Raw genomic sequence first — 16,509 nt, forward strand, 5'->3', positions numbered from 1 at the left:
AGAGCAATGATGCAATCCTTTTCAGTCAACGGCGATGGTGCTAATGAGCCTGCATCAGACGAAAACCCGCTGGTCACCCTGGCTAATCCGTTAATCAACGCCATCTCTCAGATTCGTAATTCAGTGTCACACAATAATCCGAACGATTTGCGTCAGCAGCTGATTGATTTAGTACGTCATTTCGAAGTGGCCTGCCAAAAGGCACAACTCCCTTATGAAACCATCGTGGGCGCCCGCTACTGCCTGTGTACTTCACTGGACGAAGCGGCGGCGCTGACCCCCTGGGGCAGCCGTAACGTCTGGCCACGCAGCGGCCTTCTGGTCACGTTTCATAATGAAACATGGGGTGGTGAAAAGTTTTTTCAGTTGCTGGCCCGGCTATCGCGTCATCCGCAGCAAAATATTTTACTGCTGGAACTGATGAACGCCTGCCTGCTGCTCGGTTTTGAAGGGCGTTACCGAATCATGGAAAACGGGCGTACCCAACTGGAAACCCTGAAGCTACGCCTGTTACAGCTGATTCGTTCAGTACGCGGACCCTATCCGACGCCGCTTTCACCGCAGCCGGTTGACGCCCCGGTTCAGCAGAAACTCTGGCGCCCTCTGATTCCGCTGTGGAGCCTGGCAGCTCTGCTGGCCCTTCTGGGCTGTCTGGTTTACATCAGCCTTAACTGGCGGCTCAGTCACTTTACCGCACCGGTGCTGTCGGCAATTTATCAGACTGAACTGCCAAAAGTGGATATTGCACGCCCGGCTGCACCTGCTGAACCGCCACTCAATTTAAGGCATTTTCTGGCACCAGAAATTGCCGAAGGCCTGGTATCCGTTCGTGATGAAGCGACACAAAGCGTGGTATTGCTGCGCGGCGACGGACTGTTTAGTTCCGCCTCGACGACTATCCGCAGTCGCTATCGTCCGGTGATCGACCGTATTGCTCAGGCGATGGATAACGTTAAAGGTCAGATCCTGGTCACCGGTTATACCGACAACGTACCGATTAGCAGTGCACGTTTCAGTTCCAACTACGAACTTTCGATGGCCCGTGCGCAGTCAGTTCAGCAAATGCTGGGTGAACACCTGCACGATCCCGGGCGCATCACGGCCGAAGGCCGGGGGGAAAGCAACCCTCTGGTCGCTAACAGTAGCAATGCGAACCGCGCCCGTAACCGCCGGGTGGAAATCACGCTGCTGGTTGCCCCCAAACAAACTCAGGCTGAACTGAATAGCGTGAAATAAGGAAAGGCAGATCATGTTTCGGACTATGTTTTCAATTATCCGCAGCCGGCTGTTGTGGGGCGTCGTTGGTATTACCGCGGTCTGCCTGCTCATCTGGACTATTGGACCGCTGGTAGCGATTGGTGATTATCGTCCTCTGGAGTCTGAGACCAATCGCTTTATTGCTATTGGTGTGCTCTATCTGTTCTGGGTTTTATTTCGACTGGTCCCTCGTCTGTGGCGTCGCTGGCAGAACCGCCGGCTGGTCAGAAAACTGGAGCCTGCTCCGGCAGAAGAGGCTCCGCAGGAAAACAGCAGCCAGGATCCTGTGCTCGCTGCACGCTTCAACGAAGCAACTCAGCTATTACGTCAGGCTCGTTTTAACCGGCCGGAGAGCCGTTTCCGTCCGAAATGGTTACAACGTTTCGACCGTAAATATCTCTATCAGCTACCGTGGTATATGCTGATTGGCGCCCCCGGCTCGGGGAAAACCACCGCCCTGGTAAACTCGGGTCTGCACTTTCCACTCGCGGATCATTTTGGTAAGAATGCTCTGCGGGGCGTAGGGGGAACCCGAAACTGCGACTGGTGGTTTACCGATGAAGCGGTGCTGCTGGACACCGCCGGGCGCTATACCACCCAGGAGAGTGATAAACAGCAGGATGCGGGGGAATGGCGCAGTTTTATCGCTCTTCTTAAAAAATACCGTCCGCGCCAGCCGGTTAACGGAGCCATTATCACCATCAGCGTGTCAGACTTGCTCAGTGAACCGGAGGAAGCCCGGCATCAGCAAGCGACCTCACTACGCAAACGTCTGCTGGAGTTGCGTGAACAGCTTGCTATCCCCTTCCCGGTGTACGTGCTGGTCACCAAAACCGATTTGCTGAAAGGGTTTACCTCCTCTTTCAGTGCAATGAATAAAGCGCAGCGCGACCAGATTTGGGGCTTTACCTGGCCCTGGCAACAGTCGATCCACAATCTGTCTGAGGAATTTGAATACCAGTTTAACCGTCTGCACAGGAGGCTGGAGGCGGGTCTGTCCGATTTGATGATAAGCGAACATGATGCCCTGAAACGTGCGGAAATGTACCTGTTTCCTCAGGAGTTTCTGACCCTCAAACCCTTGCTGCAACACTACCTGAGTGTCGTATTCGCTGTCACTGGCTATGAAACCACTTTGGTTCCGCGGGGCGTCTACTTTACCAGTGGTACCCGGGAAGGATTACCGTTTGATCGGGTCATGGGGCAGATGAGTCGGGCCCTGGGTTTGCCTGCACTGCCTTCTCATGAAGAAGAGAGTGACAAACCCTGGGATCCGCAGGATCCACCCTCACCGGTGCCGGCCGGACGGGGTCAAAGTTTCTTTCTTCACCGGCTGCTGGAAGATGTGGTGTTCAGGGAGGCAGGGCTGGCGGGAGTGAATCGCTGGTGGGAGTATCGAAGCCGGATGCTTTACTGGTCAGCTTACGCATTGTTGGGGGTAGCCCTGCTGATTGCCGTGATCTGGTGGACAGCCAGTTATCAGCACAATAAAAACTATCTGGCGACAGTGCAGCAGCGCGTTCCGCTAGTGGAAAAACAAGCAAAAACCCTGCCGCCACTGACGACCAGCGATCTGTTTGTACTACTGCCGTTCCTGGATAACCTTGCGCATCTGCCTGACAGTAAAAACATTGATGATCTCACCGCTCCTCCCTACAGCTGGCGTGCAGGCCTGTATCGCGGAACGGAAGTCAGTAGTGCATCTGATTCACTCTACCAGCGTGCACTGCAGCAAATGCTGTTGCCGGTAATTTCACGCAATATCACTGACTGGGTACGTAACGATAACGGCAGTGATGTGGATTACAGCTATGAGGCTCTCAAGGCTTATCAGATGCTCTATCTTCCACAACACTACGATGGCAAATTTCTGCACGCCTGGATAATGCTTAATGTGCAACGAACCCAGGGGGCAAATACCGCTCAAACTGCACTTCAGGCACTGGACTACCATCTGGGACAGCTGCTTGACAATAAGATCAATGCATCGCCTTTTGAACGTGACGACAACCTGGTGGTGCGCCAGATAGACATGATCAACCGTTCGCCGTTGTCAGCCCGGGTTTACGGACGCCTGAAACGTCTGCTTATCCCGCGGATTACCCGGGGAGTCAGCCTGACAGATCTCAGCGGTTCTCAAACCGAGCTGGTGTTTGCCCGTAAAAGTGGTCGGCCACTGACTGATGCAATCCCGGGTTTCTATACACCGGCAGGTTACTGGGGGTTGTTCAACAGTAATATCAGCAATGTGTCCACCAGCCTGCTGAATGAAGACAAATGGGTGCTGTCACGCAGCGAAACGCCGGAGGAGCAAAAAACTCTCGAAAATACAGTACGCCGTCTCTACATGGCGGATTACATACAGCAGTGGGATGGGTTATTGCAGGACATTGAGTTGAAGCCTGTCGCGGGTATTGAATCGCGAATTAACGCAGCCCGGATGCTGTCGGGCCGTACCTCTCCCCTGCGTCTGATGATAATCAACCTCAGCCGCAACCTGACGCTGGAAAAACAACAGAAAAAAGAGAAACCGTCTCTGCTGGAACGCAGTACCCACTACGTTAACAACAATGCGACGGCCACACTACAGGCCTTATTCCGTGCCAGAAAGGCTGCACAGGATGGCAATATTCAGGCACCGGAGCAGATGGTGATGGCACATTTCGCGCCAATCATTGAACAGGCTCAGTCCAGTGATGCTCAGACCGGTTCTATTCCGTTTGATGCGCAGCTCAAAGATATCGACGATCTCTACAACTACCTGACCGCTGTGCAGGACGCCAGTAACAGTGGCATGGCGCCACCACAAAGCGAAATCATTTCGCGTATGCAGGCAGATGCCGGTCGTCAGCCGGAACCATTCCGTAGCATTCTGACGTCCCTGGTGCTGGGCGCCAGCAGCGATACCCAAAAACGCAATATGAACAATGTGCAAAAGCGGGCAGATGTTGAGGTCGGCAGTTTCTGCCGCCAGGCTATCGCCGGTCGTTACCCTTTTGCCCCGCACTCTGCTGTGGATGTGACGCCAGACGATCTGGCCCGCGTGTTTGCCCCCGGGACCGGCCTGATGGATAGCTTCTTCCGCGAAAACCTGGCAAACAAAGTAGATACCACTCACAGCAGCTGGCGTTACTCACCGGGGGTCGACGGCAAAAGCCTGCCGGGAGGTGTTTCACTGCTGCGCCCTTTCCAGCAGGCTCAGGCGATACGTGAGGCGTTATTTGCCAATGGTTCGGCCTCCCCATCTTATCGACTGACCATTACCCCGGTCAGCATGGATAACGCCATTCTGAACCTGACCCTCGACGTGGATGGGCAAATTATTCGTTACAGCCACGGGCCGCAGACGCCACAAATCGTCAGCTGGCCGGGCAGCGGTAATACTCAGCAAGTTCGCCTGCAGATCGGTCTGACAGATGGTACCACCAGCACACTGAATACCACCGGCCCCTGGGCGTTAAACCGCCTGTTTGATAAAGCGCGAATCAGTCCGGGTAATAACCGGTCCGGCCATCTCGCCACCTTCATCATCGGCGGGCGTCAGGTGGTACTGGAATATACGCCGAACAGTATTCGTAATCCGCTACAGCTGCCGGCCTTTAGCTGCCCTTAGTCCGTGAGAGGAAAAATATCATGAGTCACTTCCCTGCTCCAGGATGGTACGGAAAGTTACCCGGCAGTGGCGATTTTATGCGCAGACGGCTGCCTCCCGGGCTGATTGATAGCTGGTCCCGCTGGTTTCAGAACGGGATAGAGCGTATGCGCACAACTGAGGGAGCGGATAAAGGCACCTCCCCACAATTTATTAAAGCTCCGCTATGGAATTTTATTATTCCAGCCTCTCTTGGCGTTCCCGTCATACAAATGGGCTGCCTGTTACCTGCACGGGATCGGGTGGGCCGTCAGTATCCGGTATGCGTGATGCAGCTTTATTTACTGGAAGAGTGGCATTCACTACGGCTGCGTATGGCGGGAGACTGGTATTACCAGTTGGGTAAGACGCTCAGTATGGCAGTACAGAATCGTTATTCCGGCGATCAGTTTGACCGCGCACTGGCGGGCATGCCTCCGATACCTGAACCGGACAGCGGATTGCGCTCAGACGTGCTGGATATTATCGGTTACCAGGATGTCCCCTGCCATCTCAACTGGCCTCAGGTAGAAAGTTATTTTGACCCGCTGCAGTACAGCAGTTTCTGGTGGACCAATCAAAGCGACGGAAGCGCATTTTACACCCATTCGCACAGTGGCAATTTTACTACCCGACTGTTTTTTCGGTTATTTAATCCGCCGCATGCCAGACGAGGGGATCACAACGGATTGCACCCGCCACTGTTTAACCAGTCTTAATCGTACAGAAGGTTAACTGATGAATGTCGAAAAGCTGCTTATCCCACTGCGGGAAGATGCCCCCTGCGGAGACAATCTTGAATATGACGCCGCATTTATGGCACTGGACCAGGCGCGTAATGGTAAAGCTGAACAGCAATTTGGTGAAACTATCATTCCGGCAGAGCCTCCGGACTGGCCACTGGTGGCCCGTCAGGCGCTGGATCTACTGGAGCGTACCCGCGATATCCGTCTGATTCTGATTCTCACAGAAGCCTGGACCTACACCCGGGGTCTAAGCGGATTCGCCAGCGGTCTGACACTGCTCACTCTGTCCCTTGAACGCTACTGGCAAAGTCTGCACCCTCCGCTGGAGTTTGACGGTCAGCCAGATCCCATGCTCCGTGCCAGCGCACTGGCGGCACTCAGTGAACAATCTTCACTCGCGGTTGCGTTACGCCAGTGCTGGCTGATTAAAAGCAACACCGGCGAAATTTCGTTCCGCGATGCCACCTCATTGCTGGATGGCAGCAAAAGCGAAATCCCTGGATTTCCCGGCGGCACGACACGCTTGCGCGAAGAGCTCAGGCAACACGGTAATGCCGGGGCCATCAATGTACGCACCATATACACCCAACTTCAGTCACTAAAATCCATACTGGCACAATATCTTGAGCCCGCTGACCGGCCGGATATCAGCATGATAGAAAAAAGTATTTCACTGCTGCTGCCGTACTGTCCGTTGCCTGAAGAGAAAGAAACATTGCTGACCAGCAATGATGCAGAGGGTGAATCATTATCTGTCCAGACGGCCTCCTCCGCGAAAGAGAGCCCGCCTGCGCTTACCGACTGGCGTCAGGTCAGTCTGCAATCACGTGCTGACGCGGAGCTGATGCTGGAGAAGATCCGCGTCTACTTTCTGGAGCACGAACCCAGCCACCCGGCCCCGATTATGCTGGAACGTGTTCAGCGACTTATTCAACTCGACTTTCTGGAGATTATTCGCGATTTAGCGCCGGACGCCGTAAATCAGTTACAGGGCCTTTTTGGCCGCACGGGAGAGTAAATCCCATCCAGTTCTTTGCTTTTATTGACGGAGAAACACTATGGCTAATTACCCCAGTATCAAACGTGCCCGTAGCGGACAGAAATTTATTTCACGTAACCGCGCGCCACGTGTGCAGATCGAATACGACGTAGAGATCTACGGCTCAGAGCGCAAAATCCAGCTGCCTTTTGTCATGGGGGTGATGGCTGATTTAGTGGGACAGCCCACAGAACCCCAGCCGGAGGTCACAGAACGTAAGTTTCTGGAAGTCGATATCGACAATTTTGATGAACGCATGAAGTCCATGAAACCACACCTCGCTTATCACGTGGATAACACCCTGACGGGGGAAGGCAAGCTGGGTGTCGATCTTACCTTCAACAGCATGGATGACTTCCTGCCGGACGCCATAGTGCGTCGCGTGGCCCCCTTAAACGAACTTCTGGAAGCCCGGACCCAGCTCTCCAACCTGCTTTCTTATATGGACGGCAAAAATGGGGCTGAGGCGTTAATCGCTGAAGTTCTGAAAAACCCGACATTGCTGAAATCCCTCTCCGCAGCGAAGCAATCTGCCAGCGAAACCCATGTGGACAGTGAAAAGGAGAAAGATGATGAGTAACGTTTCACAACAAAGCGCGACCCCGCAAAGTCTCAGTGTTACCGAAGATGAATTTAGCGCCCTGTTGAACAAGGAGTTTCGTCCTAACAACGATCAGGCTCGCGATGCTATTACTCGTGCAGTACAAACACTGGCAAGCCAGGCACTGGAAAATACCCTGCCGGTTTCCGATGACGCCTACCGCACGATTCAGGCACTTATCGCTGAGATAGATGCAAAGCTATCTCAACAGGTCAATCAGATTATTCATCACGAAAGTTTCCAACAGCTGGAAGGCGCCTGGCGAGGTCTGCACCATCTGGTCAATAACACCGAAACCGACGAACAACTGAAAATTAGGGTGATGAATATCAGTAAAAGGGAACTGGCCCGTACCCTGAAGCGCTATAAAGGCGTCGGCTGGGATCAAAGCCCGCTGTTTAAGAAAATCTATGAAGAAGAATATGGTCAGTTTGGCGGAGAGCCGTATGGCTGTCTCGTCGGCGACTACTATTTTGATCATTCCCCGCCAGATGTGGAGTTGCTGGGAGAGCTGGCAAAAATTGGTGCTGCAGCCCACTGTCCGGTGATCACCGGGGCCGCGCCAAGTGCGATGCAAATGGAGTCCTGGCAGGAACTAGCCAATCCACGGGATCTCACCAAAATATTTACCAACACCGAATATGCGGCCTGGCGCACTCTGCGCGAAAGTGAAGATACCCGCTATATCGGACTGGTTATGCCTCGCTTTCTGTCACGTTTACCTTATGGCGCACGCACCAACCCCGTGGACAGCTTCAACTTTGAAGAAGAAACCGAAGGCGCTACGCACAAAAACTATACCTGGTCCAACGCCGCCTACGCGATGGCAACCAATATCAACCGGTCGTTCAAACAGTTTGGCTGGAGTACTTCGATCCGCGGTGTCGAATCCGGTGGCTCAGTGGAGAATCTGCCGTGCCACGTTTTTCCCACTGACGATGGCGGCGTAGACATGAAATGTCCTACCGAAATCGCCATCAGCGACCGTCGTGAAGCAGAACTGGCGAAAAATGGTTTCATTCCGCTGGTTCACCGCAAGAACTCCGATTTCGCCGCGTTTATTGGCGCTCAGTCGCTGCAAAAACCGGAAGATTATCACGACCCGGATGCCGCGGCGAATGCACAGCTAGCGGCGCGTTTACCCTATCTGTTCGCGTGCTGCCGCTTCGCGCATTACCTGAAATGTATCGTGCGCGACAAGATTGGTTCATTTCAGGAACGCGAGGACATGGAGCGCTGGCTAAACTCGTGGATCGTCCGTTATGTCGACGGCGATCCGGTGAACTCAACCCAGGGGACCAAAGCGCGCAAGCCACTGGCCGATGCGCGGGTCACCGTCGAGGAGCAGGAAGATAACCCCGGCTATTACTCAGCAAAATTCTTCCTGCGCCCTCACTATCAGCTCGAAGGTCTGACGGTCTCTTTACGTCTGGTATCAAAATTACCCTCGCTCAATAAGGGTCAGGGGTAATTTTCTGTGAGCGGGACGTTCCCACGCCCGGTTTTCTTTCAATAGTAATCACGTAGTTAATCAACCGAAGGAGTAGTAACAACATGGCTATTGCAATGTTTCTTAAACCTGAAGGCGTTACTGGTGAATCAAAAGACGCTGCTCACGAAGGATGGATCGATATCCTTTCCTTTAACTGGGGTGCAAACCAACCTAACAATATGAGCGTCGGCGGCGGTGGCGGTGCGGGTAAAGTGAATTATCAGGATTTACACGTTCACGCTCGTATCGACAAAGCAATGCCGACGCTGATGTTGTACTGCTCAAACGGCAAGCACATTCCGAGTGTCGAATTTAACGTCTGCAAAGCGGGTGGTACGCAGATGGTCTACAAAAAGATTGTGCTGTCCGAAGTTCTGGTCACCAGCGTGCAGCATACCGGTAACCTCGACGACGATACCGTGGGTATTGAGTACACCTTCCAGGCATCGCATGTGGAAGGCACCTATACCCAGCAAAACGATGACGGTACCGCCGGCGCCGATACCACATTCAGCTGGGATATCAAAAAGAACGCAACTGCCTGATGGTGGACGGCAGCCTCTACGGAGGTTGCCGTCACTGGCTGAATTTTTTGTTCGTGGTGTTATCAGGCGCCCTTTGTCCTGTGCAAAATTATTCAGGTGATGACATGCGATTCACGATTGTAAAAAGTAAAAGTGGCGTTCAGCTCCCGCAGAGTAGCTTCGATTTCTACCCGCCGGGAGGCACCATTGGCCGCAGTGAAGATAACAATTTTGTTCTTCCTGATGAGAGCCGCACGATATCACGTCTGCAGTTGTTGGTGCATACGGCAGCGGATGGTGGATGCCGGATAACCAATCGCGGTAACGTGATTAACGTTGAATTTAATGGTCTTCCTCTGGAGCACGGTCGTCAGGTGGAGCTGCAAGAGGGTGATATTCTGGGGATCGGTGAGTATACTCTGGCAGTGAGTGGGGTCGATAAACCGGTTCCTGCAGCCAGCCCAGCTCAGTCACAACCCGTGCAGGCGAGAACTGCCTCACAGCCGCAAAAAGAAACCGCTGATAACATTCCCGGTGAAATCTGGGACAGCCTGTCGCGGGAGTTCACGCCACCAGAATCTGAAAGTTCTCGTGTGGATAGTCACGACAATCCGTTGACACAACCTGATAATAAGCCACTGAATCCAGCCGATCCACTGGCACACGAAGAACAATTTACCAGTCTTCAACAATTAAGCACGCGGGAAACCGATCCTGCGCGCCTGTTTGATAACAACGATATTTTCCGGCAGAAAACCATTCTGTCCGATACCACCCCCAGCACTCTGAAAGAACAACCGCGGGTAATCCACCATGATAATGAACAGCATAAAGAAATCGATCCGCTGGCGTTGTTTGGAGATAACAGCAATGATGACAGCAGTGATGATACTGACCCTTTCGGGATCATGTCCGGAGAGGCTCAGCCATTAACCCCCCCTGACCTGTTCCGGTCAGCTAAACACCGCAACGGGCCAGCCCTGCAACCCGCTGATATCAGCTCCGGGGTGTTACCACTCTCAGCGGATAATGGAAATACTCAACAGGAGCTTCCGACCTCATCCCGGGCGGTGGACCCTACACCGTTAACGCCCCCTGATGTAGATCATTCGCCCGCGCCCACACCTCAGGCGGAAGCCCGGACACCCCCTGAGCTGAAACCTGAACCACCAGCGGCACCGGACCCTAATCTTCCGCCGGCTCCCAGAGTCTCAGAACAAGCACTCAGCAATACAAACCATGCGCCCATTGGCCGTATGAGTATCGACCCGGTGTCTTACAAATCTTCCGGGCCGCGGCGTAGGGAAAAAACGGCAGGACTGGATGGCGAGCTGTTACAGGCTCTGCTGGAAGGGGCTGATCTCACCGATATGGAAATCAAACCCCACTTTGGTAAAGACCAGATGTTTCTGCTGGGTCAGTTACTCAGTCTGTTTTCACAAGGCACCGTAGCATTGCTGTCCTCACGCTCCATGCTCAAGCGGGGTGTTAATGCAGAGATGACGATGATTCTGGAAGAAGCCAACAACCCGTTTAAGCTGCTACCGTCCGGTAAAACCGTCCTGGTACAGATGTTTGGCAGCCAGATGCCCGGCTTTATGGAACCGGAAAAAGCGGTACGTGATGCACTCATCGATCTTCAGGCCCATCAGCTTGGAATGATTGCCGGTATCCGCGCCATTATCGCCGCCATGCTGCAGTCGTTCAATCCTGAGCAACTGGAAAAGCTTGCCAGACAGGAGGGACAGGGTCGCCATTTTTTATCCTCATCCCGTAAAGCCGCCCTATGGGATTATTTTGTAAAACGCTTTCAGACCACTGCCAACGAAATCGATGATGACTTCCATACGCTGTTTGGCGAGGCCTTCCTCCATGCCTATGACGTTGAAGTGAATCACTACAAAGATCTGCAAACCAAAAAAACGGATAAATGATGAATATTACGTTCGCTTCAACCACGCATCAGGGGCTGCGCAACACGAATCAGGATCAGCTCGGCAATTCCCTCGGTAAACGCGCTGCCTGTTTCGTCATGTGCGATGGCATTGCGGGTGCGCCTGGCGGCGATACGGCCGCACGTCTGGCCTGTGAAACCATACTGGCACAGTTTGACGGTGAGAATCATCTCGATGCCCAGCATATCCGACGCTATATCACCTCCGCAAACCAGGCGATTAAACAGCAACAAACGGCCAATGCGGAGATAAATAAAATGGGCACAACGCTGGTAAGCCTGTTTATCGATCGCGACTATCAACTGGCTTACTGGGCACATGCCGGCGACAGCCGCCTCTACCTGTTCCGCCGCGGATATCTGATGCAGATGACCAGCGATCACAGTCTGGCTCAGCAAATGCTGGATGCTGGTCATAAAGCCGAGGGGATCAATCAGAACCTGTTGTATTTCGCGTTAGGTATGAGTGAAGAACGTGAAGCGAGTTATAGCGACGTTCTGCCACTTGAGGATGGCGATGTTTTTCTGCTCTGCACTGACGGTTTCTGGCATGAACTGAGTATTCCCGAACTTGAGCAGTCTCTGAGGATGGTTAACACCCCGGCAGAATGGCTTTCTTTACTGCATAAAATGAAACCTGCAGAGAACCCGGATAATTTCAGTGCCCTGGCCGTCTGGGTTGGAGAGCCCCAGGATACCACCCTGCTCAGCTCACTGAGTGATGCTCAGCGCATATTGTTGTCACAACAAAATTAAACGGAAGTTATTATGAAAGTGTGGATAGTCCTGTTGTTAGTCTGTCTGCCTGTCGTTGCTCAGGCAAAAAGTGTTCGCATTATCTGGTCCCCTGCCACCAGGCTCAGTGCCTGGCTCGATAACGTCCCCAACTCACAGGTAAAAAACTGGTGTGATGACACTGTCGCAATTCATATAGAACCCTCAGGGGCACTTCGCGAAGATGCCTTACGTGAGTTTATCCCTCAGGCTGGCAATCTGTTGCATAGCCAGTGTAAAAAGCTTTCCACACTGCGCTGGACCTTAATCGACGCTACCGGCAAGCCCGTCTCACAAGGTAGCGTAACAGCAGATGAACAATGGAAAATGTCTATACCTGCACCTGAACCGGCCGTTGCCGATACCACCCCCTGGCAGCGTTTTGCCACCTCGGCCGGTTGTCACTTCCGCACCTACTGGTCCACTGAACCCGGCAGCAATGTACTTATCAGCGTCGACAGTAAACAGAGCCAGTGTGACAGTGATGGCTGGCTCAATGGCCTCGGGGAAGTGCAGAGCGCCCTTCAGCCAGCCGACGGACAACCGCTGTGGTTCCGGGAAGGTTACCCGTTGGCGGACCTGCCGCCGGGCGCGAAAAAAAATAACAACATTCAGGTAGTCACCGCCAATAATCAACGCCTGATTCTGGCGAATGCCGCCGATGCCAGCAGTTGGCTTCTTTTACCCTGGGATGCGCACGACCAGGTCTGGCGTTTTACCGGCCAGGTACTGGTGAAAAGCTCCCACCAGCAGGCTAATGACAAGCAGGCCCGTGATTCCCTGATTGAAAAGGCCCGTCAGTATTGGGAGACCGGATATTCTGCCGGCGCCATCAGCTGGCAACTGGTCTCATCCATCAACCCGCAACTACGTGATCCGGCACAAACGCCACTAGCGACAGAGCATGATCAGCCGCTACCGGCAGGAGCCCCTGGTCGCTGAACAGGATAACCAATGAGTAAAGACCACTCCCGGCAGCAAGACAGCACCTCAATGTATCTCTCCGGCTATAAAAACCGCAGCAATGCTGAGCGTCTGAACTCAGGAGACCAGATGTCCCCCGGGTTGCTCGACAGGCTGACCGATGATACCCCGGAGAACCAGCAACCAGAGCTGAACCGCAACATCGTCACTCATCAGATACTGCGTCGGCAGGTATTACGGGACCTTCAATGGTTATTTAACTCAATCAATAACGAAAGCCAGCATGACTTTCGCCCTTTTTCCCGGGCCCGGGACTCTGTTATCAATTTTGGTATTGAGCCACTTGCGGGGAAACGAATGTCAGAAATTGTGTGGGATGACGTCCATAAAAATCTGCGCAGGGCAATTCTGAAATTTGAGCCCCGTATTATTCCTCAGGACCTGCGGATTCACTGTATTACAGAGATTAAATCAATGAATACACATAATACGTTAAGCATTGAGATAAAAGGCAATCTGTGGTGCGTTCCCTGGCCACTGGCTTTCCTTTTTCGTACCGATCTCGACCTGGAACATAGTCGTTTCTACTTACAGGACCTGGGTTAATGATGAATCCGAAACTACTCGACTATTACAATCGCGAACTGCTCTACCTGCGCGAAATAGGGGCAGAGTTTGCTGAACGTTATCCCAAAGTTGCCGGCCGGCTGGGGATGCGTGGTATTGAAGTCTCCGATCCCTATACTGAGCGCTTAATGGAGGGTTTCGCCTTTCTTACCTCCCGCGTACAGCTGAAAATGGATGCTGAGTTTCCGCGTTTTACTCAGCAACTACTGGAAATGCTCTACCCAAACTATCTTTCGCCCACGCCGTCGATGGCGATTGTTGAATTTCAGCCTGACCCGTCCAAAGGGAATATCAGTAATGGTTTTTCCATTCCCCACGGCTCACTGATTGAAAATCAGGTGATGAAGAGCAAAGGGATCAGTTGTAAATACCGTACCGCGCATGATGTATCACTGTTGCCATTGCAAATCAGTGACGCGGAACTGGCAGGCATCCCGGCAGATCTTCCCGTCCCTTCCGGAGAGCTTCAGCAGCGCGGGGCAATACGAGCGTTGCGTATCCGGTTGACGACCACTGGCAGTATCCCACTCAATCAGCTGGATATTGATAGCATCTCTTTTCATCTTAGCGGGCAGGATATTCAGGCAACAGGCCTGATGGAATTACTGATGGAACACTGCGTGGGTGTGCTCTACCGCAGCTGCGATAATCAACAAAGTCTGTTACTGGAAGAAAGTGCTCTGTTACAGCAGGGTTTTAATGAAGATGAAGCGCTGCTTCCCGACGACCTGCGTAACTTTTCCGGCTACCGGTTACTTCAGGAATATTTCGCTTTTCCGTCACGGTTCCTGTTTTTTATCACCCGGGGCATGAACCCCCTGCTCAGGGAGCTTAACGGACAACAGCAGATGGAAATTCTGTTGCTGCTGGATAAAGGTCATGATGATCTCGAAAGTGTGATTGATAAAAGCCATTTGGCGCTGCACTGTACGCCGGCGGTTAATCTTTTTCCTCGTTCGGCTGAACGCATCACGATGAGCGAACTGACCAGCGAGTACCATCTGGTGGTGGATAATACCAACCCCCTGGACTATGAAATATACAGTGTGTCGCATCTTTATGGCAGTGGCCAAAATATGGCCCGGGAACAGACATTCCGCCCCTTCTGGAACAGCCGGGGAAGCGATCCCGGGAACTACGGGGCTTATTTTTCTCTGCGTCGGGAACCACGCGTCATTTCCGAACAAGCCAAAGTTTACGGTACCCGTACCGGGTATATCGGTTCGGAAATATTTGTGTCGCTGACAGACGAGCACCAGTCCCCCTGGTCGCCCGACTTACAATATCTGATTGCCGACGTACTCTGTACCAACCGGGATCTGCCGTTGATCCTGTTAGCTCAGGGCATGGAGAAATTCACCCTACCGACTTCCGCACCATTACTGGATATCTGTTTGCGTAAAGGCCCGACGGCGCCACGTCCGGCACTGGCAGAGGGAAAAGTCGCCTGGCGGCTAATAAGTCAGTTGCAGCTTAACTATCTTAGCCTGATGGAAACTAATGCCGAAGAAGGCGCAGCATCGCTTCGCCAATTGATGGCACTGTATTCAGAGATAGCCGATACCGCCACAGCCAGACAGATTGACGGTATCCGGCAGTGCGAGATGCAGCCTGTTTACCGGCGGGTACCTGAGCCAGGCCCGATAGTATTTGCCAGGGGAATAGCCATTACTCTGACGGTGGACGAACAGGCATTTGGTGGATCCAGCCCCTGGCTGTTAGGGAGTGTACTGGCGACACTGTTTAGCCGCATGGTGGCGATTAATACTTTCACCGAACTGACCATGAACTCCCTGCAACGTGGTGAGGTCGGCTACTGGCCGGCACGGATGGGGAAAAGGACACTGCTATGACTTTAGCACAGAGACTCCCCGGAGAGACTGCGACTCCGATGCACATTCTGTGCAGCCTGCCGGAGGATTTCTGGCACCTGCGTCGTACCGTGCCGTATAATTACGATCTGTTTCAGCTACTGCGCCGTCTCGACGCGCAGACAGGTTCAGAGTGGCCATTAGGACACGCACCTTTGCCGCATGAAGAACCGGTGCGGCTGGGTCAGGCACCCTCCCTCGCCTTTGCTCCTTCCACGATTGCTGCCATTAAAGCACGTGATAATGGCACGGGAATCCACGATATCGATATCTACAGCTTCGGTCTGTTTGGTCCCAATGGCCCTTTGCCCCTTCATCTGACTGAATATGCCTATGAACGGATAACGCACCATGCTGATCGCAGCATGGTGGAGTTTTGTAACCTGTTTCACCACCGCCTGATACTGATGTTTTATCGTGCCTGGGCCGAAGCACAGCCGGCCGTCTCACTGGACAGAAGTGATCGCCACAGGTTCAATCACTATCTCTCCTGCCTGACCGGGGTCGGTCAACCAGCACTGGAAAATGCCCGGGGCAGCATTCACGAACATGCGCGCTATACCCTCGGCGGTCACTTCACCCGCCAGGCTCACGATGCCGAAGGCCTGGAGCGCTGTCTGAGTTGGTATTTCCAGGTGAAGACAAAAATAATCCCCAACATCCCTCAGTGGATGATGATAGACCCCCGCGAACAGGCCCGACTAAAAGGAGGAAGAAACTCTCCGCGCCTTGGCCGGACAGCATTTCTCGGCGGTGCGATACGCGATATTCAACATAAATTTCGTCTGGAGTTTGGCCCGCTGAAGTTAAAAGATTATCAGCGTTTTCTGCCAGACCAGGCCTATGCACAACAGGTCATCGACTGGGTGCGCCACTATCTTGGCATTGAATACAGCTGGGATGTTCGTCTGGTGCTACGTCAGCAGGATGTCCAGGGAGTTGCACTCGGCGGCCCGCAACGACTTGGCTTTAGTAGCTGGCTGGGTGAACAACCCGCCCCGCGTGACCGCGATGACTTAACCTTCACCCCGGACATCTGACTTCCGGTGATCCGCTCCTTTTCCGATGT

The 16,509-nt window shown here is 53.1% G+C and carries 13 protein-coding genes; all 13 read left to right on the forward strand.

What is annotated here, in order from left to right:
* The first annotated feature begins 6 nt into the window (after positions 1–6).
* On the forward strand, positions 7–1,236 hold the full coding sequence (locus HA49_RS09415) for a DotU family type VI secretion system protein (protein ID WP_038022399.1): 1,230 nt from the start codon (positions 7–9) through the stop codon (positions 1,234–1,236).
* A 13-nt stretch (positions 1,237–1,249) separates the two neighbouring features.
* Positions 1,250–4,870: a type VI secretion system membrane subunit TssM gene (gene tssM, locus HA49_RS09420; protein WP_038022400.1), complete on the forward strand. Its 3,621-nt coding sequence runs from the start codon at positions 1,250–1,252 to the stop codon at positions 4,868–4,870.
* Between the two features lie 20 nt (positions 4,871–4,890).
* Complete coding sequence (gene tagF, locus HA49_RS09425; RefSeq protein ID WP_038022403.1) at positions 4,891–5,607, forward strand: type VI secretion system-associated protein TagF; 717 nt, start codon at positions 4,891–4,893, stop codon at positions 5,605–5,607.
* A gap of 19 nt (positions 5,608–5,626) precedes the next feature.
* Entirely contained in the window at positions 5,627–6,652 is a 1,026-nt protein-coding gene (tssA, locus tag HA49_RS09430) for a type VI secretion system protein TssA (protein WP_038022404.1), read from the forward strand.
* A gap of 40 nt (positions 6,653–6,692) precedes the next feature.
* Positions 6,693–7,253, forward strand: coding sequence for a type VI secretion system contractile sheath small subunit (tssB, locus tag HA49_RS09435; protein ID WP_038022405.1), 561 nt, complete (start codon positions 6,693–6,695; stop codon positions 7,251–7,253).
* Entirely contained in the window at positions 7,246–8,745 is a 1,500-nt protein-coding gene (gene tssC / locus HA49_RS09440) for a type VI secretion system contractile sheath large subunit (protein ID WP_038022406.1), read from the forward strand. The genes tssB and tssC overlap by 8 nt, the downstream gene beginning before the upstream one ends.
* An 83-nt stretch (positions 8,746–8,828) precedes the next feature.
* Positions 8,829–9,311, forward strand: a complete 483-nt coding sequence (locus HA49_RS09445) for an Hcp family type VI secretion system effector (RefSeq protein WP_038022407.1) — start codon at positions 8,829–8,831, stop codon at positions 9,309–9,311.
* Positions 9,312–9,415: 104 nt separating this feature from the next.
* On the forward strand, positions 9,416–11,224 hold the full coding sequence (gene tagH / locus HA49_RS09450) for a type VI secretion system-associated FHA domain protein TagH (protein ID WP_038022766.1): 1,809 nt from the start codon (positions 9,416–9,418) through the stop codon (positions 11,222–11,224).
* Complete coding sequence (locus HA49_RS09455) at positions 11,224–12,000, forward strand: PP2C family protein-serine/threonine phosphatase (RefSeq protein WP_038022408.1); 777 nt, start codon at positions 11,224–11,226, stop codon at positions 11,998–12,000. The genes tagH and HA49_RS09455 overlap by 1 nt, the downstream gene beginning before the upstream one ends.
* A gap of 12 nt (positions 12,001–12,012) precedes the next feature.
* Positions 12,013–12,960 carry a hypothetical protein gene (locus tag HA49_RS09460; protein ID WP_038022409.1) on the forward strand — a complete coding sequence of 316 codons (948 nt, stop codon included), beginning with the start codon at positions 12,013–12,015 and terminating at the stop codon, positions 12,958–12,960.
* Positions 12,961–12,972: 12 nt separating this feature from the next.
* Positions 12,973–13,548 (forward strand): type VI secretion system baseplate subunit TssE, encoded by a 576-nt coding sequence (locus HA49_RS09465; RefSeq protein ID WP_038022411.1) that lies wholly within the window; start codon positions 12,973–12,975, stop codon positions 13,546–13,548.
* A 2-nt stretch (positions 13,549–13,550) separates the two neighbouring features.
* Positions 13,551–15,422, forward strand: a complete 1,872-nt coding sequence (gene tssF / locus HA49_RS09470; protein ID WP_038022767.1) for a type VI secretion system baseplate subunit TssF — start codon at positions 13,551–13,553, stop codon at positions 15,420–15,422.
* Entirely contained in the window at positions 15,419–16,480 is a 1,062-nt protein-coding gene (tssG, locus tag HA49_RS09475) for a type VI secretion system baseplate subunit TssG (protein WP_046791733.1), read from the forward strand. The genes tssF and tssG overlap by 4 nt, the downstream gene beginning before the upstream one ends.
* The last annotated feature ends 29 nt before the right edge of the window (positions 16,481–16,509 follow it).

The organism is Tatumella morbirosei (assembly GCF_000757425.2).
GTDB lineage: Bacteria > Pseudomonadota > Gammaproteobacteria > Enterobacterales > Enterobacteriaceae > Tatumella > Tatumella morbirosei.